12 protein-coding genes and 1 pseudogene are annotated in these 24515 nt (G+C 67.3%); 10 read left to right on the top strand and 3 right to left on the bottom strand.

The features are described from left to right. Positions 1-332 precede the first annotated feature (332 nt). The 9 genes and pseudogenes from AB0J36_RS00855 to AB0J36_RS00815 all read left to right on the top strand — a co-directional run bounded on the left by AB0J36_RS00855 (position 333) and on the right by AB0J36_RS00815 (position 18939). Positions 333-2714: a tetratricopeptide repeat protein gene (locus AB0J36_RS00855; RefSeq protein WP_363659844.1), complete on the top strand. Its 2382-nt coding sequence runs from the start codon at positions 333-335 to the stop codon at positions 2712-2714. 930 nt (positions 2715-3644) lie between these two features. Beyond that, entirely contained in the window at positions 3645-4118 is a 474-nt protein-coding gene (locus tag AB0J36_RS00850) for a hypothetical protein (RefSeq protein ID WP_357172046.1), read from the top strand. Between the two features lie 161 nt (positions 4119-4279). After that, on the top strand, positions 4280-5176 hold the full coding sequence (locus AB0J36_RS00845) for a hypothetical protein (RefSeq protein ID WP_363659843.1): 897 nt from the start codon (positions 4280-4282) through the stop codon (positions 5174-5176). 33 nt (positions 5177-5209) lie between these two features. After that, a complete protein-coding gene (locus AB0J36_RS00840) occupies positions 5210-15055 on the top strand; it encodes a LamG-like jellyroll fold domain-containing protein (protein WP_363659842.1) in 9846 nt (3281 codons plus the stop codon). Between the two features lie 9 nt (positions 15056-15064). Further along, the gene (locus tag AB0J36_RS00835) at positions 15065-15637 is read left to right on the top strand and encodes a suppressor of fused domain protein (RefSeq protein WP_357172048.1); all 573 of its coding nucleotides are present in this window, start codon (positions 15065-15067) and stop codon (positions 15635-15637) included. 120 nt (positions 15638-15757) lie between these two features. Then, entirely contained in the window at positions 15758-16339 is a 582-nt protein-coding gene (locus tag AB0J36_RS00830) for an Imm5 family immunity protein (protein ID WP_357396550.1), read from the top strand. A gap of 551 nt (positions 16340-16890) precedes the next feature. Beyond that, positions 16891-17130 carry a hypothetical protein gene (locus tag AB0J36_RS00825; protein WP_357120891.1) on the top strand — a complete coding sequence of 80 codons (240 nt, stop codon included), beginning with the start codon at positions 16891-16893 and terminating at the stop codon, positions 17128-17130. 326 nt (positions 17131-17456) lie between these two features. After that, positions 17457-17687: pseudogene (locus tag AB0J36_RS00820) on the top strand (site-specific DNA-methyltransferase); the annotation flags it as partial. Between the two features lie 223 nt (positions 17688-17910). Continuing rightward, positions 17911-18939, top strand: a complete 1029-nt coding sequence (locus AB0J36_RS00815) for a hypothetical protein (protein ID WP_357120894.1) — start codon at positions 17911-17913, stop codon at positions 18937-18939. A gap of 116 nt (positions 18940-19055) precedes the next feature. Here the strand turns inward: AB0J36_RS00815 and AB0J36_RS00810 are convergent, their stop codons facing one another. The 3 genes from AB0J36_RS00810 to AB0J36_RS00800 form a co-directional block, all read right to left on the bottom strand. Then, complete coding sequence (locus AB0J36_RS00810; protein WP_357120897.1) at positions 19056-19517, bottom strand: hypothetical protein; 462 nt, start codon at positions 19515-19517, stop codon at positions 19056-19058. Continuing rightward, positions 19492-20157, bottom strand: a complete 666-nt coding sequence (locus tag AB0J36_RS00805) for a sigma-70 family RNA polymerase sigma factor (RefSeq protein ID WP_357120900.1) — start codon at positions 20155-20157, stop codon at positions 19492-19494. The genes AB0J36_RS00810 and AB0J36_RS00805 overlap by 26 nt, the downstream gene beginning before the upstream one ends. A gap of 103 nt (positions 20158-20260) precedes the next feature. Further along, complete coding sequence (locus AB0J36_RS00800) at positions 20261-21571, bottom strand: S8/S53 family peptidase (RefSeq protein ID WP_357120903.1); 1311 nt, start codon at positions 21569-21571, stop codon at positions 20261-20263. Positions 21572-21750: 179 nt separating this feature from the next. On the opposite strand from AB0J36_RS00800, the gene AB0J36_RS00795 reads away from it, so the two are divergent. After that, positions 21751-24366, top strand: coding sequence for a CHAT domain-containing protein (locus AB0J36_RS00795; protein WP_357120906.1), 2616 nt, complete (start codon positions 21751-21753; stop codon positions 24364-24366). Positions 24367-24515 lie beyond the last annotated feature (149 nt).

Below are 24515 nucleotides of genomic sequence, written 5' to 3'. Positions count from 1 at the left end.
CAGCCGAGCGGTCCGGAAACCTTGAGGCTCAACCCAACGTGCGGGCGAGCTATTGCCGCGGGCAGAGCAGCCGGCGCAGACAGTGAATAGCCGACGGGTAGGTCGGCTTTGCCTCGAACGGAGTTCAACTCGCAGGTTGCGTTAGGCTGCGCTCCATAACCCGCCAGCCCGGGGGAGGGCGGAAGGAGTTGACTTTGAGGCAGTGGCGTCGAGGTCTCGTCGCGGCTCTGGTGATAGTTGTTGCGGCAGCGGGGATGTGGGCGCTGCTCCGATACGGCCTTCTGTTGTGGCTGCCGAGTGAGAGTGATCCATTACGGCCTGTTATTGAGGGCTTGAGCTGGGTGGTGGCGATCCTCTCGTTCCCCCTCGTGGTCGCTGCGCTCGTGCTCCAGGTGCGGGCCGGGCGGCGTGAATCGGCGTCCACCAGCGCGTCACCGCAGCCAAGGATCACCATCAACAAGGGTGTTCACGGTCATGGGTCGGGGCAGACTGTCGGTGTTGTGACAGGCGGCCAGGTCGCGACGGGAAAAGCCACACAGTACCCGCGCCGGCCCGGCGAGGACGTGGGACAGTCCTTGCCGGAGAGAGGCGACGCCCCAGCTGACGAGCCCACGACCGTCATTAATGGCGGAGTGGCCACTGGGACGGGCGGACTCAGCATTGGACACTCCGGTCCGGTGAGCTATCACCACACCGTTGTCGTTGATTCCTTTCCGCCTGCGTCAGAGACGCTTGAGCTGCGGTTGGTGCCGGTCACCGAACTCGACCCTTTCGATCTCGAGGTTCACCGAGCTATCAGCCCTCCAGGCGAAGCCGGAGCAGCGCTTCCCGAGCTCCCTCGATACTTCTTACGACCGCACGACGAAACGCTCCGTCAGAGCGTGCAGCATGCTTGCGACGGTACGAGCGAGTTCATCGTTCTCGTGGGTGGGTCTTCGTCGGGCAAGACACGGGCGTGCTGGGAGGCGATTCAGCAATTGCCCGCGCGGTGGACGGTGTGGCACCCTATCTCGCCGTCGCCGTCGCAGGCCGTGCTTGATGGGTTGGCGCGGATACCGCCGTTCACGGTTGTCTGGTTGAACGAACTCCAGCATTACCTGGTTTCACCCGATCCCAGTGTGAGCGAGGTGGTGGCCGCAAACTTGCGCGAACTCCTTCGTGATCACGAGCGTGCACCGGTGCTCATCGTGGGAACGATCTGGCCGGACTACCTCAACAGGATCAAAAAGCTCCCTCCTGCGGACGAGGCGGATCTGTACGCGCAGGCTCGTATCCTCGTTACCGGTAACGAGTTGCCGATTCCCGGGCGGTTCAGCCCAGAGGAGTTGGCCGCCGTCGGCGCCGCGGGAGGCGACGACCCGCGCTTGCGGCAAGCCCTTGCCTTCTCCAGGTCTGGCGAGATCACGCAATACCTAGCGGCTGGGCCGGCCATAGTCGAGCGGTATGAGACTGCTCCCTCCACGGCTCGAGCGGTTATCGATGCCACGATCGACCTTCGCCGGCTCGTCGCTGACCTGGACTCGCCCCGATCCTTTTTGGAGCACGCTGCTCCCGGGTATCTGTCGGACTCCGAATGGCAGTCAACCAGCGACGACTGGTTGGACCAGGCACTGGCTTTCGCAGGCGCCAGGTGCCGTGGTGCATCCGGACTAGTGACGCGGCGGAGGCAGAAGCCGGGGCAGAGGGAGCAGGGCGAAGCGGGTTTCACCGTGAGTGACTACCTGGCGCAGTGGGGCAGAATTAGCAGGTGTTTCCAGGTCCCGCCGGTGGAGTTCTGGCAGGCGGCCTGTGATCACTTCGCCGACGCCGGAGTCCTCGTGTCGCTTGGGTCCGCGGCGGCGGCCAGGTGGCGCCTCCGGCACGCAGCCATGTTGTTCGAGCGGGCTGCGGAGCTCGGCAACGTCCGGGCACTCGTTCTGCTTGGTGACATGCACGCTCGATCCCGAAACCTCGAACAAGCCGAACTGCACTACCGGCGAGCGGCGGCCGGTGGCGGTACGGACGCGCAGATTGAGCTTGCCCGTCTTCTCGGCGCTCGGGGAGAGGTCGATGAAGCCGAACGATGGCTGATGGTGGCGGCAGGTAAGAACGACGCTAAGGCTCAGCAATTGCTGGCCCAGCTTGCTGAATCGCAAGGAGACAATGGCCGTGCGGAGCAGTGGCTACGAGAAGCGGTCGAAACGGCCGGTTTCGAGGGGGCGCGACCGCTCAGGCAGCTAGCGCGCCTTCGCTCCGAAGCCGGTGACGCGCGTGAGGCAGCAGAGCTTTGTGCGCGTGCTACGAAGGGTGTCCAGGTTTTCACTCGTCGGCCGTTGTGGGACATCCAACAGCGAAGTGGTGGTGCGGACAAACTGGAGCAGAGTCTTCGGCGGGCTGTGTCCGAAGCAGAATCTGCGTGGCACGGAGCCGACCCGCATGACCTCGTGTTGTTGGCCGAAGTGTGCGAGGACAAGGGCAGCCACTACGAGGCAGAGGCTTTTGCTGAGCGTGCAGCGTGCGCCGGAGACGCGTCCGCTTTTGGGAACCTCGTCGTGGTTCGTGGCAACAGCGGTCAGGATCAAGAGGCGGAAAGATTGGCGCGGCGCGCGACGGATGCCGGCGCCAGAAATTGCCTGATGATTGTGGCCGATGCGTACCCCGACGACCCCCGCTGGCAGCGAATTCGCCGGTTTGGGCTGGAGCCGGATGGCGGAACGGCCACGGATTGGTTCTAAGCTCGGTGGACGCGCGCCGATCGACTCGACTCGCGATTCGCGCGGTGCCCGGGACGGACGAGAACCCGGTTTCGGCTGCCGAGATCTACTGGCGGGTTGGCTTCGACGCGACGACGGCCGAGGTGGCTGGTTGACCTTTGTGCATCGTCGGATAGCCACGCAGGGCGTCGTGGACAGCCTCGGTGAGCCAGTTGGCGGCATTCAACAGCCGTTGCATCCGGTCCGGAGTGGTGCGAGGACTCCTTTACTCGGCCGGTATATGCTTTCACCGACCTGGGCAAACATGCCTGAGCATGCCGCTGGACCACCGGACTACTGGGGGTCAAGGGGTCGTCGGTTCGAATCCGGCCGTCCCGACCGGTTGACCTGGGGAGATGAAGATCATCCCAGGTAACGGCGGTAACATCCGGTAACGGATGATCTTTGTTGGCGGTAACGGCGTGGATGGTTTGCCGTTGACGTGCCTGTTGCACAACGCTCTGACCTGCCGCTTCGTCTGCGTCCTGGACGGAGCGGCAGGTCTGCTCTTTATTGCGCGTCAAGTGCTGCAGATGTTGCTAGCTGTCGCTACCTCCGATGCTGCGACACCGATGTACAGAGGATCGTCGGTGGCTCCAGCTCACGACGATCCGAGCCGGATCGAGCCGATCTTCCACCGCACGACGCCGACGAGGCGTGGCTTCTCGGAACGCTGGACTACGAGGACGCCGGCCGGCCCCGCTTTGATATCCGAGTGCGCTCCGCGACTACCGGGCTGGTCCAGGACGGCCCTTGTCCTCCCCGCAGGATCACGGAGGCGCGCACGGTATGGCTCCACGATCAAGGCATGATCGACGAGGCTTCTGCTCGCCCGTATCCTCAGCCGGTGCGGGGGACCCACCGCCGTCGCGAGGAGGTCGGCAGGTGTACAGGTATTTACGGCGGCGATGGGTGTTGGTCGGGCTCGTCGCTCTGGCCGTCGCGATCGTGGTGGCGTGGATCGTATGGCCCAACCCGACCACTGCGCCTCGGGAGCGACAATACCGCGATGTCACCGCCTGCTTGCTGACCGACAACAGGGGGCTGGCCAGCCGAGACGCGAGAGCCGCCTGGACTGGGATGCAACGCGCTTCGGTCGAGTCGCTGGTGCAGGTGCAGTACCTAGCCGCGGACGGCGTCCAAGATGAGTCCAATGTGGCTGCCTACTTCAACACGTTGGCTGCTCAGGGGTGCGAGATGGTCATCGCGGTCGGGGCTGCTCCGGTGGATGCGTTAATCGCCGGTAAGGACCGCTTTCCGGCTATTCGGTATGTGGTCGTGGATGGCGCGCCGAACGTGGGCGTGACCATAGTGGAGGCCGGCTCTCCAGATGAGATCGTCAATGGTGTTGCCGCGGCCGTCCGCACCTTGCCCGCTACGACCTAACATGTAAAAACTAGGCCACTGATGGCCATTGTTTTCTCAGCGAACGTCCAGGAAGCTTCCCGTTGCATGATCAAGCTACGGGGAGGGCTGCCATGGGCGGTCGGCATGATGCTGTTCGCGGGGCGTTGGCACGGCGGCGTGCCCGTATCTCGCGGAGGCCTGTGTATCGACGGGTCGCAACCGTTCTGGTGATCGTCCTGGTTCTCGGTGTTGGTGCTCCACGAGAGCCGCTGCCCATCGTGGCGGGCTCTGGCTTCCCGCTCAGTTGGTTCTGGTCACTGCTGGAGGCCCGACCGTCCTGGGCTTCAAGCAATCCGCCCACCCCGAAGCAGCAGGTGGGAAAGAACCCGCCGCGCAGTCACTATGCAGAGGCTCCGCTCACCGAGGATCGCAGCAAGCCCGTGCGGGCGAAGGGCGAGCTGGCGCGCTCTGAGCCCCACCGGCCCGAAAGCACGGTGCGCAAAGCCGGCGAGCCGTCGCGCGGATTCGAGCTCAAGACCAGCAAGCGGCAAGCGGCAGGCGCCACCGAGCAGACCGAGATGTTCCGTAACGCGGACGGCTCGTACACCCGGAGGGTCTACCAGCAGCCGGTCAACTTCCGGGCGGCGGACGGGTCGTGGCAGCCAATCGACGGCAAGCTGGTGCGGGGTGCCGACGGTCGGCTCCGGCCGCGGGCCAACGGGCAGAAGATCGAGTTCGACGCCTCGGGCGGTGATCCCGCAGCGCGCACGACAGGCACGACGCCATTGGTCAGCATGACCTTCGACGCAGGTCGAAGCCTTGCTTACCGGATCGCGGGCGCAGACATTGGCCTCCCCGAGGTGAGCGGCGAACTGGCGACGTACCGCCAGGTCTTCCCGAACGTCGACCTGAGACTTGCTACCGCAGGACGCGAGGTCAAAGAAAGTCTGGTCTTCCACTCAGCGGACGTTCCCACGGAGTACACCTATCCCCTCGCACTGATCGGGCTTACAGCCGCAGTCGATGGCGACGGGTCGGTGGTGTTCCGAGCGGCGGGGGGTCAGGAGGTCGCCCGGATGCCCGCAGCGTTCAACTAGGACGCCGCCGGTGACGCTTCTGGCGCCGGTGCGATGTCCCGCGACATCCGCTACTCCCTTGTCGACACCGCTGACGGCCCTGCGCTGAAGATGACGGTCGACGGCGCCTGGCTACATGACCCGAAGCGGGCGTTCCCGGTTGTGCTCGACCCGACCATCGCCACCACACAAGGCGATACCTACGTCCAATCTGGCAGCACCGAGTCTGACCGGTCGACCGAGGACAGTATCGGGATCGGCACATTCAACAACGGTGTGGCCAAGGCGCAGGGACTGCTACCGTTCCCGAGCTTCTCCACTGCCTACGCGGGCAAGAAGATCAGCACGGCCAAGCTCAACCTCTTCATGAGCTACCAGGGCCTCAACACCGGCTGCGAGGTCCACCGTTTCGACGTCTTCGCCGTCAAGTCGGACTGGTCTTCAACCGGCGTTCGATCCACGAATTTCCCGACATTGTCGAGTTCCATCGGTAACGCATCACCCACCAGCACTGCGGCCTGTGGTAACCAGGCGAAAATCCGGAACGTAGGCATCTGGGTGCCGGTCACGCTCAACGTGTCGGAGGTCAATAACTGGGTCACCGGCGGTGCCAACTACGGCCTCGCGCTGAAAGCCGAGAGCGAGACCAACGTCAAGGCGTGGAAGCGGTTCACCTCAGTCGATGCCGGCCTCGATAACTCAACGATGCGCTGTGCCCATGCGACCTACGGCTCGATCAAGTGTGATGCCTTCCTCGACGTCACCTACACGGACAATGTCCCGCCACAGCTCGACGTCCGCTACCCGGCCAACAACTACGCCGTCAATACGCTGACCCCGGAGCTCGCCGCCGCCGGGAGCGACCCGGACAGCTGGCCCAACAAGGGCTTGCGGTACAACTACTTCGTCTATGACGAGGCAGGTGCGCAGCTCAGCACCTCCGGTTGGGTGACCGCCGGCGTTTGGAAGGTGCCTGCTGGCGTCCTCGTCTGGGGCAAGACCTACCAGTACGCGGTGCAAGTCAATGACTACTCGTCCACCTCGGCCGTCGCCCCGGTGAAGTATGCGTTCACCACCCAGGTGCCACAGCAGATGGTGACCTCCGACCTGGCGCAGAACGGCGGAAAGGGTTACGAGCCGAGTACGGGTAATTACACCACCTCCGACACGGATGTGGAGGTGACGACGGTCGGTCCGGCGCTCAGCATCACGAGGGACTACAACAGCCTCGACACCCGCGTATTTGGGGCGTTTGGTCGAGGCTGGTCGTCGCTGCTCGACATGCAGGCCCGTGAGTCGGCCGACGCGAGTGGTGCCCTGCAAACGGTGGCGGTGCGCTACCCGAGCGGTGAGGATATCTCGTTCGGTCGCAACCCCGACGGCAGTTGGACACCGCCCTTGGGGCGATACTCCGTCTTCAAGGCGGTCACCGGCGGTTACACATTGACCGACAAGGACACCACTACGTACGAGTTCACCCAGGCGGCGACCGGTGGAGTCTACGGCCTGACCCGGATCACCGACGCTGCGGGCCGTTCGCTGACCGTGCACTACGACGCTGCTGGGTTGGTCGACGAGGTGCGATCCGTGGCCTCAAGTCGCGCACTCCGCATATCGTGGTCGCGTCCACCGAACTCGACGTATCCACACGTCTCGGCAATTACCACGGACCCGGTCGTCAAGGGCGACGCGGCCAGCGCGGTGACGTGGACCTACAACTACGACGGCGACCTGCTGACGAACGTTTGTCCGCCTTCTGGGGCCGCGAACTGTTCCAGCTACCAGTACACGCTGACGCCGCAGCACGCCACCACTGTGCTCAACACCGACCCGTATTCGTTCTGGCGGCTCAACGAGAGCCCTGGTGCGACGGTCGCACAGAGCGCGGTGCTGAGCAACGACGGCGTGGACAACGCCACCTACGCCAACGTCACCCTCGGGAGTTCCGGCCCGGTGGCTAGTTCGACCTCCACGGCAGCAAGCTTCAACGGCACGTCGTCGTCGGTGAAACTGCCGGCGAAGCTGGTGACCGAGGCGTCGTACCAATCGATCAGCATGTGGTTCCGCACGAGCAGCCCCACCGGCGTGCTTTTCAGCCATCAGGTCGACCCGGTCAGTGCGGGTGCCACGACGACCAAGACCTACACCCCGACTCTCTACGTGGGGTCGGACGGTAAGTTGCACGGACAGTTCTGGACGGGCAGCACCGCGAACACCATGGCCTCGCCCAACACGGTAGTCGACGGTCAGTGGCACCACGTTGCCTTGGCCGGCAATGGCGGCAACCAGGCCCTCTACGTCGACGGTGCCCGCGTCGCCACGCTGACCGCCACGATCAATCTTGACCTTGGCATGACGAACGGCTATGTGGGTGCCGGCTTCCTCGGCGGCGCTTGGCCTGCGCAACCGAACACCGCGGCCACCGCCACGTTCTTCAACGGGTCGATCGCCGATGTGGTCTTCCACAATCGGGCCATCACAACGCCCACGGCGACCTCCCTGCACAGCAGTGGTGTTGCGGCTGACCCCTTGCTGACGCGGATCACGACGCCCGGTGGTCGGGTCCAGGCCGTCGTCGAGTACGACGCGGTGACGGGCCGGGTCAAGCAGGTCACCGACGAAATCGGCGGAACGTGGAAGATCGGAACACCGACCGTCGGTGGGTCCAGCCTGGTGTACGTGTCGTCGGTGCTCGGGTCGCAACCGGAGCACTATTTCCGGCTTGCCGACATTCAGGCACCCACCCAGCCGGTGAACGAGGTGCGCGGCGAGTTCGACGAGGCGCGGTATCGAAACGTCACGTTCAACACGACCCAACCCAACACGACGAGCCCGTTCGCCGATTCGTACGGGGCAGTGTTCAACGGCACCAACGCTTATGTCGAGCTGAACACCATGGCGGACCTCGGCGGCGGTCCGTACGACGCCACCAAGTCGGTCGAGATGTGGTTCAAGACCCCGGCAGGCAGCGCCAAGAGCGGCGTGCTGCTGGGCTACACCAACGGCCAGATGGACTTGCCGCCGTCGACGACGGGGGCGACCACCTGGACGCCAGCTCTCTATGTCGGTGGGGACGGCTATCTGCGCGGCGAGTTCTGGGCCCCGTCATCACCCGTCGTCCAGTCCCCGTCGAAGGTCAATGACGGTAAGTGGCACCACATCGCCGTCACCCAGACTCCGAGCCAGCAGTTGCTCTACCTTGATGGAGACATGGTCGGAGGCCATGCCGGCACTGTTCAAGACCTGGCCAGGGTGGCCGCATACCTCGGTACGGGCATCACCAAGGGCTGGCCCGGATCCACGCAGGATGTCTCCTACTTCACCGGGAACATCGCCGAGGTGGCCTTCTACAAAACGCCGCTGAGTGCCGCGGAGGTCGACCGGCACTGGAAGGCGTCGAAGAGCACCACACAGCCTGGCTCCGGCACCACCGGGTCGACGCTGACCTCGATTACCACGACGACGGTCACCGACCCGAAGGGCAAGACCTCTACGCAGGTCTTCGACCTGGTCAACGGTAACCGGCTGATCGCGTCCACCGACGTATTGGGCAACACCACCACTTACGGGTACGACATCGGCGGCTTCGGTTCCGTGACCTACGATCCGCTGCGGAACAAGACCGAGACCGGCCGCGACGTACGGGGAAACACGGTCCGTACGAGCGCGTGCCTCACGTCGACAACATGTAAATCGGCCTATTACAACTACTATCCGGATGCGACAAGCATTAACCTTGCACCGGATCCACGTAACGATCAACTGATTGAATACCGCACGGCCAACTCGTACAGCCCGACCGATCCGATGTTCCTCACCCGGTTCGGATACGACACCGCCGGCAACCGAACGAGCACCACGACGCCGCCCGTCGCGGGCTTTCCCGATGGCAAGACCACTACCGTCACCTACACCAGCGCGACCACCGCAGCGGTTGGAGGCGGAACGACGCCGCCCGGACTGCCGGTGACGACCAGGTCCGCTGGCGGCGCCACCCAGACCAACGAGTACAACTCCGCGGGTGATTTGGCACGGATCACTGACGGAGCGGGACTGGTGACCGAATTCGCTTACGACGGCCTGGGTCGGATCACCGCCAAGACCGTCAAGACCGAGACCCTGGGGGACCTGACCACCTCCATGAGGTACGACGCGGAGGGCCAGGTCGTCGAACAGACCGAGCCCCCCGTGCTGAACCAGGTCACCGGTGCCGTGCACACCGGCCGAACGTCGACCGACTACGACCCCGACGGCAACGTCACGGGACGCCGGGTGCAAGACCTGACCGGCGGCGACGCGGAACGTGCGGTCCAGAGTTTCTACGACGACCACGGCAGGATGATCAAAACGGTCAATCCTGCGGGGGTGGTCACCCTGCTCGAATACGACGTCTACGGCAACACCACGGCCGAGGTCACCTGCGACAGTTCACCATCACCTGGCGATCCCTGCCCCTCCGGGGACGTGCTGCACGCGGTACGGAAGACCTTCGACGGCGAGGGCAACGACCTCACCACCACGATCACCGGCGCCGACGGCACCACCACCCAGGTCAGCTTCAAGGCGTACTTCCCGGACGGCAATCTCGCCTCCGACACGGACGCCATGAATTACACGACGAACTACACCTATAACGGCAACGGCACGCTGCGCCGGGTCACCCGCACCGACGGCACCCGAACGTACGTGCTCGAGGAGAACATCCACCGGCCAGACGGGGAATTGGAGAGCCAGGAGACCAACAACGGCGCGACCATCACCTCATACACCCGCGACCCTGCCAACCGGGTTGTGCAGATCAGCGCGACGGCGCCGGCGGACGTCTACAACAACACTGAACGTGTCACCAGCTTCAGCTTCGACGCCGATGACCATGTGCTGGCCACTCGAACAAGCGACCGCGGCGGCGCGTCAGTTCTGCAGACGACCAACCGTACTTACGATCCACTCGGCCGAATGAAGTCGGAACGGATCGCCACCGACCCCTCAGTCTCGCCTAACGCCTGGTTCAAGCTTGACGAAACCAGCTTCAGCGACGGATACAACGTCGCCTACGACTCGACAGCATCGGCCAGCAAGGCGACCGGCGGAGCCGACGTGACCATGTCCGGGGGCGTCGCCACGTTCAGTGGTGGCCGAGGTCTCCGAATCGGCGATCATGCCATCGACACTGCCAGATCGTATTCGATCTCTGCCTGGGTGAAGCCAAAGGACTTCCTCAAGGACCAGACCGCGCTGACTCAGCTCGGCTTCTACGGGACCGCGTACTACCTTGAGTACAACAAGACCCTGAACAAGTGGGCCTTCCGCGTGCCGTCGTCAGACTCGGCCACGCCGTCGGCCATCTACTCGGCCACCTCCAGCAACGCGTTGGTCGCAAACAGTTGGGTTCATCTGGTTGGTGTCTACAACGCCACCAGTAAGGCGCTCAGCCTCTACGTCAACAACGTCGCCGGTACCGGGGCCACCAACCCGACCCCGTTCGCATCGCAGTCGCCGACCATCGGCGGCGGCTACCTCGGCATGGGTGCCTACGCCAGCTACAGCGGCTCCATCGACAACGTGCAGCTTTACCAACGAGCCCTGTCCGCCGCCGAGATCAACACGCTCTACGCCGGAGGCAACGGCCGCACCGGTGAGGCACTCGCGTCGACCACCGGCCTGACGACCAACTACACGATCGACAAGCTGGGCAACACGACCGCCACCACCGACCCGAAAGGCAAGACCACCAGCTACGAGTACGACGAGGCCGGCCAGTTGGTAAAGACGGTGGAGCCGTCCGTGACTGCCGAGGTGTTCGGCACGGCAGGTGTAACCGTCGTCCCGGTCTCCCGTATCGGCTACAACACCTTCGGCGAGATAGTCGAGACACAGGACCCACTCTCGAATGTCACCCGTACCCGAGTCGACCCTCTCGGCCGGCCCACCGAGGTGATCGCACCGGACTACACACCGCCCGGCGGTACGCCAATCGTGGGGGCCTCGGTGATCACCAACTACGACAAGCTCGATCGGGTGCGCTCGGTGACCAACGCCGACGGTAAGACGACGAGCTATGAATACGACGCCCTCGGCAATCGGGTCGCAGTCACCGATCCGCGGGGCAAGGTGTCCCGAGCGAGCTACGACAAGCTCGGCCGCGTTCTGGACTCGATCGACCCGACCGGTGCCAAGCAGTCGTCGACGTACGACCTGATGGACCGCCCGCTCACCACGAGCCAGGTGGTCCGCCAGACCGGCGAGACCAACACCACCAACTATGACTACGGCACCGGCGCGCTCGGTCAGGGCCCGTGGCCCCAGTCGGTGACCACCGCCGCAGGCGTGAAGACATCGAGCACCTACGACTTCACCGGCGCGCCACTGACCACCACCGACGGTGCGAACAATCAGACCAAGTACGAGTATGACGGACTTGGCCGCGCCACCAGGATCACCATGCCGGATGGCACCGCGCAGACCGCCAGCTACGACCCCCTCGGCCGACTCAGGCAGCAGCAGGACCTGGATGCCGCAGGAACCGTACTCGTCACCCGATCAAAGGGTTACGACGACAACGGCAACCTGACGTCGTCGACGGACGGGCGCACGACCACCACCACCTTCGAATACGACGCGATGAACCGACTGACGAGCGAGAGCCAGCCGGTCACCGCCACCACCGCGATCACGACCAGCTTCGGATACGACGCCGCAGGTAACCAGACTCGCTTTACCGACGGCCGGGGCAACCAGTTCTGGACCACCTACAACACCTGGGGCCTGCCCGAATCGCGAATCGAACCATCGACCCCTGCCTACCCAAACCTGGCCGACCGCACCTTCACCACGACCTATGACAAGGCCGCTCGGGTCGTCGACCAAATCGCTCCCGGCGGGGTAAGAACCAGCAACAGCTACGACGACGCTGGCCGACTGACCCGACAGTCCGGCACTGGTGCTGAGGCCACCACGGCCGACCGGACCTTCGACTACGACGACGCCGGCCGGCTCACCGGATTCGCGGTCCCGGCCGGCACGGCAGACGTCTCGTACGACGACCGCGGCCTACCGTTGTCCATCACCGGTCCCGGCGACTCGTCCTCGTTCACCTACAACAAGGACGGAAAGACGGCCTCGCGCACCGACGCCGCCGGGAGCAGCAGCTACACCTACGACACCGCTGGCCGGTTCCGGACGGCGACCAACACCGCCACCGGCGTCAACCTCGTGGTCGGCTACAACAACATGTCGCAGATGTCGTCGATCAGTTACAACTCCGGCAACGTGCGGAGCTTTGGATATGACGCGATGCACCGCCTCAAGTCCGACACTCTGAAAAACGCCGCCGGCACCACCACCCTCGGCTCGATCACCTACGGCTACGACAACAACAACAACGAAACCTCGAAGGTCACCACCGGCTTCGCCGGGTCCAGCGCCAACACCTATACGTACGACCTCGCCGACCGGCTGTCGACATGGAACAACGGCAGTACCACCATCGGCTACACATACGATGGAGCAGGCAACAGGACCCAAGCCGGCGGGAAGATCTTCACCTACGACGCGCGGAACCAGCTCTCGACGCAGAGCGGTGGGATCTCGTACGCGTACACCGCACGCGGGACCTTGCGCCAGACCAGCTCAGCGGCAGGAGCGTTCACCACCACCACCGACGCCTTCGGCCAGGTGGTTTCCCAACAGTCGGCCGGAGGCACCCGCACCTACTCCTACGACGGGCTTGGTCGCGCCGTCGTACCGGGATTTCGATACACAGGTCTCGACAATGATCTAGCCCAGGACAGCGGGGCGACCTACACCCGTGGCCCTGACGGTTCGCTGCTCGCGGCCGGCACCGGCACCGGCACGGGTTCTCGGTACGTCTGGACAGACCAGCATGACGATGTCGTGGGCCAATTCACCGCCACCGGCACCACTCTTTCCGGGTCGACCACCTATGACCCCGTTGGCACCGTCGTCGCTTCGTCCGGTCTAGTCGGCAGCTTGGGCTACCAGTCCGAGTGGACTGACAACCTGACAGGGCGGGTCAACATGCTCGCCCGCTGGTACAACCCGGATACCGGTCAGTTCGACACCCGAGACACTGCGTCCAACAATCCGGTGCCCGACTCGGTCAACGCCAACCGCTTCCAGTACGGCGACGCGAACCCGTTGACGACGACGGACCCGACTGGACACTGGGGCCTTTCGAGCCTCAAGTCGGCCTTCCGTAGCACCGTGTCTGTGGTCACCAACCCTGTGGCGGCGATCCAGAGCACCTATCGGGCGACGACGACCCTGGCAAAGAGCTCCTACCAGGCGTTCAACTACGTCCGATCCGGTAAGGCGTGGCAGGACGTCAAGAAGACAGCGCGCAACGTCAAGAACAACCTGAAGAAGGCCGCCCATGCCGTCAAGGACACCACGGTCCGTTGGGCGAAGAAAAAGATCCAAAAAGTTAAGGACGCGTATCACGACGCCAAAAAGTGTGCCTCTGGCGGCGTCAGGAAATGCGTGAAAGAGACTGCGAAGAAGGCGGCAAAATCCGCTGTCACTAACCTCAAATCGACAGTGGAGGCGATCAAGAAGGATCCGTGGAAGTTCGCGGCGACGGTGGCCGTGGGTATCGCGGCGACAGTCGCAGTGGGCGCTCTCTGCGCCACCGGCGTCGGGTGCCTGATCCTGGCCGGCGCCGCCGCCGGAGCGATGTCCGCTGGTGCCGGATACATGGTCGACGTGGCTCGGGGTGACGAGAAGTTCTCATTGGGCAACCTAGCCAGCACGATGATTGAGGGCGGCCTGGACGGCGGTCTATCGGCCGGCGTGAGCAGGCTGACCGGAGGTGCGACGAAGCTCGCTGGTGGTGGAGCCAGTCGGGCGCTCGGCGGCAAGAGTGGCAGAAGCGCGACGCCGAGCCGGCCGCAGCGCGGCGAGGGACGACAGGGCGTCTCGGGTTGCAACACCCCGCGGCACAGCTTCGATCCGGCCACCCGCGTTCTGATGGCCGACGGCAGCACCAAGGCGATCAAAGACATTGCACTGGGCGACAAGGTGGCGGCGACCGACCCCGAGGCTGAGAAGACTGCGGCCAAGAGCGTGACCGCCCTGCACGTCAACCAGGACCGAGACCTCACCAACGTCACAGTGCGTGATGCCAACTCGGGTAAGTCGACGGTGCTGAAGACCACGCAACACCATCCGTTCTGGGACGCGACCGACCGCAAGTGGGTGGACGCGGCTGAGCTGAAGGTCGGCCACCGCTTGCTCGTGCACGACGACAAGCGGCTGGAGGGTGACGGCACCGGCGCTGGCATGGGTGGTGGGGGACCTGGAGTGCAGGTGACCGTGGTCGAGGTTGAGAACCTCGACGGCGACGCCGAGATGCGCGACCTCACCGTCGCCGACATCCACACCTACTATGTGATGGCCGGCGACGACCCGGTACTAGTCCATAATTGCGGCGGAGGCGAAGACGGCCACAATGCGGCGTGTCAATGCGCCACTGGCGGCCGACCGATCGGGGCCGATGGGCGGTTCCTGGCAAATCCCAATACGCCCGTCCCAGGTGCGGTGGACGCCAACGGTATGGTGCGCGGTACGAACGCGCCCGGTTACACGACGAGCCGGGGCGGTTGGCGGGCAGATACGACGAATGACGCCTGGGCGAACGGTACCCCGGGACCCAGCGGGGGCGTGATCTGTCCACGCCAGGGTCCGAATTGCGCGGGCGAAGTCTTCCGTAATCCGGCGGCCGGCCAGCCCTCCGGCGACATGGGTCACTACCCCACGGCACATACGAATCGTCTATATCCAGAGAGCATGAGTCGCGCGGATTTCTTAGATGAATATCAGAAAGATGTGCGAATAGAATGCATTCCATGTAACCGAGGTGCCGGTAACCGCCAGGACGGGTAGGGTGTCGAGGTGCCTATACTGATCGATCATCTCGAGCGCCGCCTGGGGCAGCTGACCGGTGGCTGGAAGGGTACTGCGCGCAACGGACTTCCAACGGTCAACGTGGCGTACCTTACCGGTGGCATCTTCGCGGCTACCACCGGCTACGCCACCGTGGGGCTCAGTCGTGTGCCGCTGCACCGTCCAGGTCACGACGCGCACCTCTTCCTGGAGTTCATCGCCGCCGAGCATGGCCCTGCGGATGTGACACACAGTATGTTCCCTCGGGCGTTGGAATTTGTCGTGTCGAGGTGCCTTGATGCCCGTGAAGCGGTCCTTCGAGGCAATGTCATACCTCTACCCAAAGACATCGTCGGTGATTCCGGTTTCGCCTCGCTTTATGCGGCGCTGCCCGTTTACTACGACCCCGATTTTAAGTCGGTCATCCTTGAGAATGGTGATGCGGTTGCTATCGTGTGGCTAATCCCCGTCACTTCTGGTGAAGCGCAATTCGTTGCGGATCATGGATGGGAGCGGTTTGAGCAGATATTGCTCCAGCGTGATCCTGATCTGATGGATATGAATAGGGAGTCGATCGTCTGAGGACGATTCGGTGACCACAGCGTCAATAACCAGTATTTATCTTCGCACAGTGGGTCACCGATCCGGCTGCTGTAACCGTGTTCCGCCCGAGCGGCACTCGGGAACAGGAGTAGTCGCGGAGTGACCGAAGAGACCGTTGTCCGCCTAGCCGACGGGTACATCGACCGTGTTTCGTCAGAGGGTGAGCTGAAGTGGCCGCTTCGGATGGAGCTGCACCATGCGCTCGAGCAGGTTACGGGCGGCGGCAGTTGGCGTTCGTACCTGCGGCTATCAGCATCGTGTGCGGTGAAGGCATGGCCAGTCTGGCAGGAACGCTTCGTCGAACCGCTTCCCTTTTGCGGTCCCACACCAGGCGCCACGCCCGAACAGCCTCAACTGGGCTTGGTCTACAACTCGGTCCAGCTCAACCGTCTTGCGACGTTCCTCGACAATCGGATGCGTACCGGTCCCGAGACGTTTCCTGCGGTCGCCGCGGGTTTGGCGTGCTGGGCTACCAACCGGGACGTGCTATGGGGCGGGCTAGTGCTGCCCGCAGGCGCCGATGAGGCGGAGGTCGACTCTGAGGATTGGGAACCTTCCTACTTCGCCTCCATCGCCTTAGCTGGCGGAGCCATCTGGGAGACGCCCAGTAACTCTGCTCTTCGTCGCGATTTCTGGTTGTGGTACCTCCGTGTAGCGGTGCCCGCCAGCTACGGTGCCTGAAGACAGATCCCCACCTGTCGGCGCTCGAGCAACTGGCGAGCGATCGGCTGCTGACGAGGCGCGTGCGCGGGCCAGGTATGAAGGGCGGGCACCAGAGCTACCTGGACCCGATGTCAGGGCGGGTTCTTGACCGGTTGCCGTAACGAGCTCGGTAACGGCTCGGGACTGGCACCCGAGGAGCGGCCGGCATGAGGCGGCAGAGGGCGTCAAAAAGGGATGCCCATTTGCTCGTATCTGCGGATGTATCAATCGGTTCTGGCATCCCGTGACAGAATCGTTGTAAACTGGGGGTCAAGGGGTCGTCGGTTCGAATCCGGCCGTCCCGACGCAGGTAAGGGGCCATCTCGGAAGATCGAGACGGCCCCTTTGTCGTACCTGGGTGACCAACTGAGTGACGACGAGCGCGAGCAAGGCACGGACGTCTGTGGACTCCTACGTACTGCTCGACTGCTCCCGTCTGCTGTTGGCGCAGATCACCAACGGCTAATGGTTCCTTCGGGACGAAGCGGTAGAAGGTGAAGTGGGGATCGCTGTCGTGGCAGCATGCGGCGGTGACCTTCGATGATGACCGGTACCTGGATGCCTTCGTCGACTACAGCAGGGGGCATCATTTCGTTCGGTTAGACGTCGAAGTGCCAGCGGAGACTCTGACCGAAGGGTTGGCCGGTCCCGATGACGACGTGCCGCACGGCTCGCTGTGGTTGTCGGCGGACCGGGCCGAGTCGCTGGCTAGGTCGTTGCTCAGTTGCGCGGCAGAGGTGAGGGAGCAGAGCCGCAGGCGCGAGGCGTGAGTGACTAACGGGTGACGATCGGGTTAGACGCCGACGGACGAGCATGGACACCGTGGGACCCATCCGACAGCTCAGCGCAGTTGAAACAGCAAGTCACCGATCCGTGTTGGTTGCCTGGGGGTCTCACAAACACCGGTTGAGGGTGTCAGCGCACCACGGCGCGGCGCGGAGCCGACACCACTTTAGTGAGCACACGCCGCAGCACCAGCCCATGGTGTTGAGCCAAGCCCAGCAGGGCGGGCGCGAGGGCGGTGGTCGCCGTGGCTAAGCACCGCGCAGACAGTGTCGGCAACCCCGACGAGCAGAGCACGACGACTGCCCCCACGATCGGACGTCGTCGGGCTGCTCCCGGCCCCCAAGGCCTGTCGGTGTGGGCGACCGCCCAGTCCACCGGCCCGGTCCAGCGCCGCGGCCGGTACGTCCGCGAGTCCGTGCGGCGCCCGGCGCGGATGCTCCCGGCGATCGCCGCGCACGCCGTCACCGCCTACACGCAACCAGCGGACTTGGTGCTCGACCCGATGTGCGCTATCGGCACCACTGTGGTCGAGGCGATCCACATCGACGTGCCGGCGAAGCGTACCGACACCCTCCGACAGCATCGGGCCGGCCGGGGAAAATATCGATACTCGTCTAATTGGTCGTTCCTCGCTCCATCTGACGGTGACGGGTCCCGCCGGGCGTATCAACCGCGCCGCGCCGCGCTCCTGAACAACGTCATCGCGTCGGCCCGGTAGGAGACAACGCGGGTCGGCGGTCCCTCGACGATGGGAGAAGCCTGTCATGGGCAACGTAGGAAGATACGTCCGCCGCTCGGCGCTGGCCGTGCTTACCGGCACGGCGCTGGCCGCGCTGCTGGCGGTCACCACGGCCGCCGCCGCGCCGGTCGACGCGCGGCAGGACAAGGCCGCGGCGGCCCGCACCGACGTCTACATCCGGGACGTCACCGCCGACGTCGGCGTCCAACCCCACTCGCTCAACCCGCTGTGGGCCAGCCCCGACATCAAGGTCTGCCCGACCGCCGTCGAGTGTGCCGTCAGCCAGAACCCGATCGTCGGCGTCACCAACTACATCTTCATCAAGCTGCGTAACCCCGGCCCGTACGGTTCCGGCACCGGCAGCGGCGTGCTGCGGATTTACCGGACGACGCCGGGTGGCGGTGCCGTCTGGCCGACGCACTGGACCCAGATCGGCGCGATGAACGTGACCGTCTTCGCCGGCACCACGACCGTGACGATCCCGTGGACCGGGGTGCCCGGACCGGGCCACTTCTGCCTGCTGGCCAGGTGGGTGTCGTCCACCGATCCGATGACCTTCGAGGGTCCGGACATCAGCACCAACACCCGCAACAACAACAACATCGCCTGGCGCAACGTCGACTCGGTGCGGCTCGTCGCGGGCGGGACGCCGGTCGTGCGGCCGTTCGCCATCGGCAACTCGCTCCGGGTGGCGACCAAGAACGACCTGGTCTTCACGCAGCCGGGGGAGCCGATTCAGGCCGTGGGCGGCCGGGTCGTCGTCGACCTCGGGCCGACCCTGTTCGAGCGGTGGCAGGCCGGCGGCAAGGTCGGCACCGGCATACGCGAGGTCGGCAGGAACCAGCTGGAGGTCGTCGAACCGGCGAAGGCCCGCCTCGGCAACCTGCTGCTGGAACCGGGTGAGCGGGTCGAGTTCTCCCTCACCTTCGCGGCCGCGGTCGCCTCGGACAAGGAGTTCGCGCTCGATGTGACCCAGTTCGGTCCGGACACGAGCGGTGCGGAGCGGACCGACCTCGGTGGTGTGGAGTACCTGATGAGCGTCGGGAAGCAGTAGCCCCGGCCACCAGCGGGGGTCGTGGGCCTGGGCAGCCCGCGACCCCCGTCGCCGCGCGCTCGCCAGGACGCTCTGGGCGTCCCGGGTGCGCGCCGCCGTCCCAGGTGGACGGTGGGTCAGCGCAGCGAAACCCAGGTGGTGGCCACCGAGTAGCCGTCGGTGTGGGCGCGCAGCCGGACCGGGCCGGGCGGGGGAGCGCCCAGCGAGAAGAAGCCCACCGCGTCGACCGGTGCCTCCGCGTACGTGCCCGAGGCGGTCTGCGCGGACACCCGCCCCCCTCGGGGCGGGGCGAGTTGACCGACGATGCCGGCGTCGGTCACCTCGATCTCCAGCGTCACCACCGCACTGCGGAACGACAGCGTCCGCGTCGACTCGGCCGACCGGGTCAGCGCGGGCGCCGCGTCGCACGCCGAGTCGAACGTCAGCTCGGCGAGCGCCACCTCCGCGTCGACGTTTCGCCAGGCGAACGCCGCCCGCGCGGCGGTCAGGAACTCCTCCGGGACCGACCCGACCTCCCGCAGCGCCGCACCCAGCTCGGCGGTCAGGGCCGCGTCATCGGCCGGCGGCAACGGCTCCATCGCGTTCACCTCCGTTCGTCCGGGTTGCGGCCGTTCCGAGAAACGGGGCGAGCGCCGGGCAGTCCCGTAGCCGACGCAGGCATCTGGCCTGGGTCGGCCCGATGCTGCCGACCGGCACGCTCAGCCGTTCGGCGATCTCCCGGTAGCTGGCCGGCGGGTCGGCGGTCAACAGGGCCAGGAGCTTCTGGCAGCGCGGTGGCAGCTGCGCGAAGCCCTCCCGCAGTGCCTGCCGCCGCTCCGCGCGCAGCAGCTCCTCGTCGGGGGCCGCCACGTCCGCCGTGCGGGAGAAGCCATGGTACGCGTCCAGCGCGTCATCGTACGGGTCGAAGAGCTGGGTGCGACGGCCGAGGCGGGACATCCGGTAGCACTCGCGCCGGGCCGTGGTCGCCAGCCAGGAGGCGAGCGCCTGCGGGTCGCGTATCCGGCTCAGCTGCTCGACGAGACGCAGCCAGACGGTCTGGTTGACGTCGGCGGCGTCGGCGCGGCTCAGGTCGTACGACCGGATCACCGAGTAGACGAGCGGGGTGTACCGGTGGACCAGCTCCACCCACGCCGACTCGTCCCCGCCCGCCGCGGCGGTCACCAGGTCGGTTGCGCTCGGGTCGGTCACGGCGACGCCGTCCGCCGGCTGGTGCGGCACTGCTCCGTCGCTCGCGGCCGCTCGTTCCCGCCGCGGCAACGCTGCACCCGGCACCGGCCGGGGCCACCGCACGGTGCTGCTGATCGGCTCGCGGCCCGGTCGCTCATTCGACGAGCACGCCGTAGTCGGGGTGCCAGCGCGGCGCCGCGAGCAGCGCCAGCCGGGCCGCGTCGGCGCTCAGGCCGCCGGCGGTCATCAGGGCGGCGAGCCGACCGGAGACGTGCGCCGTGGCGAACGAGGTACCGGCCCAGGTGGCGAAGCCATGGAACACCCGGGTCGGGCGGCCCGGCAGCGGCATCTGCCCCTCGACGTACGTGCTGTGGCGCTCGCCGACCGCGCAGACGTCGACCCACGGCCCGTACCCGCTGTAGGTGGCCGGCACCACGCCACCGGAGCCCTGGCTGACCGCCGCCACCGCAACGACCTGGCCCAGCGCGGCGGGCCAGATCGGCCGGCTGGTGCCGGCGTTGCCCGCCGCTGCGACCACGGCGTTCGTCGCGGGTAGCGCGGCCACGGCGTTGGCCAGGGGCAGCGACGGCCTGTCGTCCTGGGTGAATCCGCCCAGCGACAGGTTGACCACGGACACCGCCGGCGCGAGCCGGGCCATCGCGGCCACCACCGACGCCTCGTCGCCAATGCCGGTGGCGGTCAACGCCTGCTCCGGGTCGACCCGGACTCCCGGCGCGGCCTGCCGAACCACGCCGGCGATGAAGGTGCCGTGCCCGCCCTGCGGGGCGAGTACGTCGGTGTGCACGTAGAGCGGGTCCTCGTCGTCGACCTCCGGCAGGTACGCCCCGCCGAGCCACTGTGGGTGGTAGCCGCCGGCCTGCCGCCAAATGCCGGTGTCGCAGATCCCGACGGTCACCCTGGCGCCCTCACCCAGCCGGGCCGGGTCCGGCGGCGGCAGCGCGGCGACCGTCGTGGGCGGGCTGCCCGGGTTGCCCATGATGTTGCCGCAGCCCAGCAGCACGTGGTGCGGCTGCACATTCGGCACCGGCCGCCCCGGCCACTGTTGGGGGTCGCGCAGCTTGGTCACGAGCGCGGGAACGTCGGTCTCCCGGTCGAAGAGCAGCCGGGTGACCCCGGCGAAGCCGTCGCCCACGGCCACCACGTGTCCGCGGGCACGCAGCCAGGCGGTGACCCGCTGGGCGTCGGCGTCGGCGGCGAGCAGCTGCCGTGGCCGGTAGAGGAACTCCCGGCCCGGTGTGGTGTGCCGGCGGACGTTCTTGTCGGCAGCCAGCGCCTCGTCGAAGGCGCGCTGGTAGGCGTCGTCGTCCCCGCTGCCGGCGCGGGCCGGGGCCGCACGGGACCCGACGGCGAACGACGCTGCGGCGGCCAGCGCGGACGCGGCCAGCAGTCGCCGTCGGGACAGTTGGCCGGCCGGGCGCGGCGCGGCGGGATGGTCAGGCGACACGGGTCCTCCATGCGGTCGGCAGAAGCGCCCGCCACTGGCCGGTGTGGCCACGTTTCCCGGGTGTCGTCGATTCTTCCAAAGCATAGGTGCGTGTCAATGGCGTTAATGGTGGGTGCAGATTCCCGACAGGCCCGCAGAGACATTGACGGCTGGGCATCAGTTCGGGGACTCTGTGGGGCATGCCCGACAGCACCGGTTCCGGTGCCGGCACGGCTCAGGCGGCGCTTGACGCCGTCCAGCGCTACCCGCGCGAGGCGATCGCGATCGCCCAGCGGGTGCTGGCCGCCGCGCCCACGGCCGGGGCCGACGAGCGCTCCACCGCTGAGCGGGCCGTCGGTCTGGCCCTGCGAGAGCTCAACGACCTGTCCGGCGCCCTGCGCCACCTGCGCCGCGCGGTCCGGGCCGCCGGCACGCCCCGGAACCGGGCGTTGGCCCGGATGAGCCTGGGCTACGTGTTGGCCAACGCCGGCCACACCGCTGCGGCGCTGCGCGCGGTGACCGCCGCGCTGCCGCAGCTCGTCGGTGCCGACGCGGGGCGGGCCCGGATGCAGCGGGGCGTAGTGCTGCACTACCGAGGTCGCTACGACGAGGCGGTACGCGACTACGGCCTGGCCGTCGACATCGCCCTGCGCGAGGGTGATCTGTTGCTGGAGGCGCGGGCGCGCAACAACCGGGGGCTGCTCAACGCCCACCGGGGCGCCGCCGGCGGCACCGACGACGACCTGTCCCGCGCGGCAGCCGCCTTCCAACGGCTGGGCCTGGACCTCGCGGCGGCCGACGCCCGTTGGAACTGCGGCATCGCGGCCGGCCAGCGCGGCGACATCGCCGGCGCGCTGCGCTGCTTCGCCACGGTCGACGAGGAGTACCGGCGGCTCGCCGTACCCCGGCCGGCGCTGCTGCTGGACCGCGTTGAGCTGCTGCTGTCGGTGCCGCTGGTCGACGAGGCGGTGGTGGTCGCGACGGCGGCCGTCCGGGAACTGCGGCGCCGGGGCATGGCCTCCGACCTCGCCGAGGCGCTGCTGGCCCGGGCCCGCGCGGCGCTGCTCGCCGCGGACCTGGATACCGCGACCGAGGCTGCCGCCGCGGCCCGGGCCCGGTTCCGTCGCCAGGGCCGGCGCACCTGGGCCGTCTTCGCCCGGCACGTCGAGCTGCGCGCCGAGTACCGCCGGGGCACCCGCTCGGCACCCCTGTTCACCGCCATGGTGCGTACCGCCGATCAGCTCGACGCCACCGGGTGGCCGGGTCCGGCGCTGACCACCCGGATCGAGGCCGGCCTGGTGGCCGCCGCGCTGGGACGGCCAGGCCGGGCCCGGAACCTGCTGGCGGTGGCCGCCCGGGCCCGCCGTCGCGGCACCGCCGACCGGCGAGCACAGGGCTGGTACGCCCTGGCCCTGTCGCGCCGGCTCGACGGGGACGAACCCGGGGCCGCCCGGGCGCTGCGCCGCGGGCTGGTCGTGCTCGACCGGCACCGCATGTCGCTCGGCGCCACGGAGCTGCGTGCCCACAGTGGAGCGTACGGTCAGGAATTGGCGGCCGAGGGCCTCGACATCGCGGTCCGGGCGGGCGCGCCGGGGCGGGTCCTGGCGTGGGCGGAGCGGTGGCGGGCCAATGCGCTGCGGGCCCGGCCGGCCCGGCCTCCGGCCGACCCCGACCTGGTGGCGGCGCTCGCTGAGCTCCGACTGGTCAGCGGCCTGCTCGAAGACGAGGTGCTGGCCGGTCGCCCGGCAACCGCCCTGCGCGGCCGGCAGGCCCGGCTGGAGCAGCGCATCCGGGACCTGGCCCGGCGGGTGCCCGGTGGGGGCCCCGTGCTGGCCCCGCCCGGGGTGGGCGCGCTGGCCGCGCGGCTCGGCTCCCGGGTGCTGGTCGAGCTGGTGGCCCATGGCGACCGGATCCGGGCGGTGCTGGTCCGCGACGGCCGGGCCAGCCTGCACGACCTGGGCCCGCTCGCTGCCGCGGCGGACCTGGCCCGCCGGCACCGGTTCGCCCTGCGCCGGCTGGTCACCACCGGCGACGCGGCCGCCGCGCGGGCGGGGGCCGGCGACGCGGCGGCGGCCCTGGACCGGCTGCTGTTCGCCCCGCTGCGGCGGTGGCTGGCCGACCGGGCCCTGGTGATCGTCCCGGTCGGGGCGCTGCACGCGGTGCCCTGGTCGGCGCTGCCCACCTGCGCGGGGCGTCCGGTGACCGTCGCCCCCTCGGCCACCGCCTGGCTCGGGGCGGATCGGCGGGAGCTGCCGGCCGGGCCGCCGGTCCTGGCCGCCGGCCCGCGCCTGCCGGCCGGGCACACCGAGGTATGCCGGCTCGCCCAGGTCCTGCCCGGGGCGCGGCGGCTCACCGGGCCCGACGCCACCGCCGCGGCGTTGACCGCCGCGCTGGACGGGGCGGGGCTGGTGCACATCGCCGCCCACGGCACGTTCCGCGCGGACAACCCACAGTTCTCCACCCTGGAACTGGCCGACGGGCCGCTGTTCGCTTACGAGTGGGAGGCGGTCGCCCGGCCGCCCGGCTGCGTGGTGCTCTCCGCCTGTGACTCCGGCCTGACCGGGCTGCGCCCCGGCGACGAGGTCATGGGGTTCACCGCGGTGCTCCTGGCGCTCGGCACCCGGTGCCTGATCGCGACCGTGTTGCCCGTGCCGGCCGAGCCCACCACGGCACTGATGCTGGACCTGCACGCGCGGATGCGGGCGGGTGCCGGCCCGGCGCGAGCCCTCGCCGACGCGCAGTGGGCGTTCGGTGCGGCGGGCGACGGTCCGGCCCGGGCCACCGCGGCGGCGTTCGTCTGCTTCGGGGCTGGCTGACCGGAGCGGGAGCGGTCGCTCAGCCGGCCATGACCAGCCGCAGCGCGGCGGTGCGCGGTGCGGGCAGACGCAGCGGGCCGGCGCCGGGCACGATGGCGCCGAGCACCCGGACCCCGACCTGTACTGTGCCGGAACTCGTTCAACGCAAC

This window comes from Micromonospora sp. NPDC049662, assembly GCF_040675055.1.
In the GTDB taxonomy this organism is placed as follows: Bacteria; Actinomycetota; Actinomycetes; order Mycobacteriales; family Micromonosporaceae; genus Micromonospora.
The sequence above is the reverse complement of the archived record's forward strand: the minus strand, read 5'-3'. Positions and strand labels throughout refer to the sequence as shown.

Excerpts from the sequence above, each read along its gene's own strand:
- AB0J36_RS00810 (WP_357120897.1), bottom strand. The coding sequence starts at position 19,517 with ATGGAGCCGTTGCCGCCGGCCGATGACGCGGCCCTGACCGCCGAGCTG.
- AB0J36_RS00815 (WP_357120894.1), top strand. The coding sequence starts at position 17,911 with ATGGGCAACGTAGGAAGATACGTCCGCCGCTCGGCGCTGGCCGTGCTT.
- AB0J36_RS00840 (WP_363659842.1), top strand. The coding sequence starts at position 5,210 with ATGTCCCGCGACATCCGCTACTCCCTTGTCGACACCGCTGACGGCCCT.
- AB0J36_RS00795 (WP_357120906.1), top strand. The coding sequence starts at position 21,751 with ATGCCCGACAGCACCGGTTCCGGTGCCGGCACGGCTCAGGCGGCGCTT.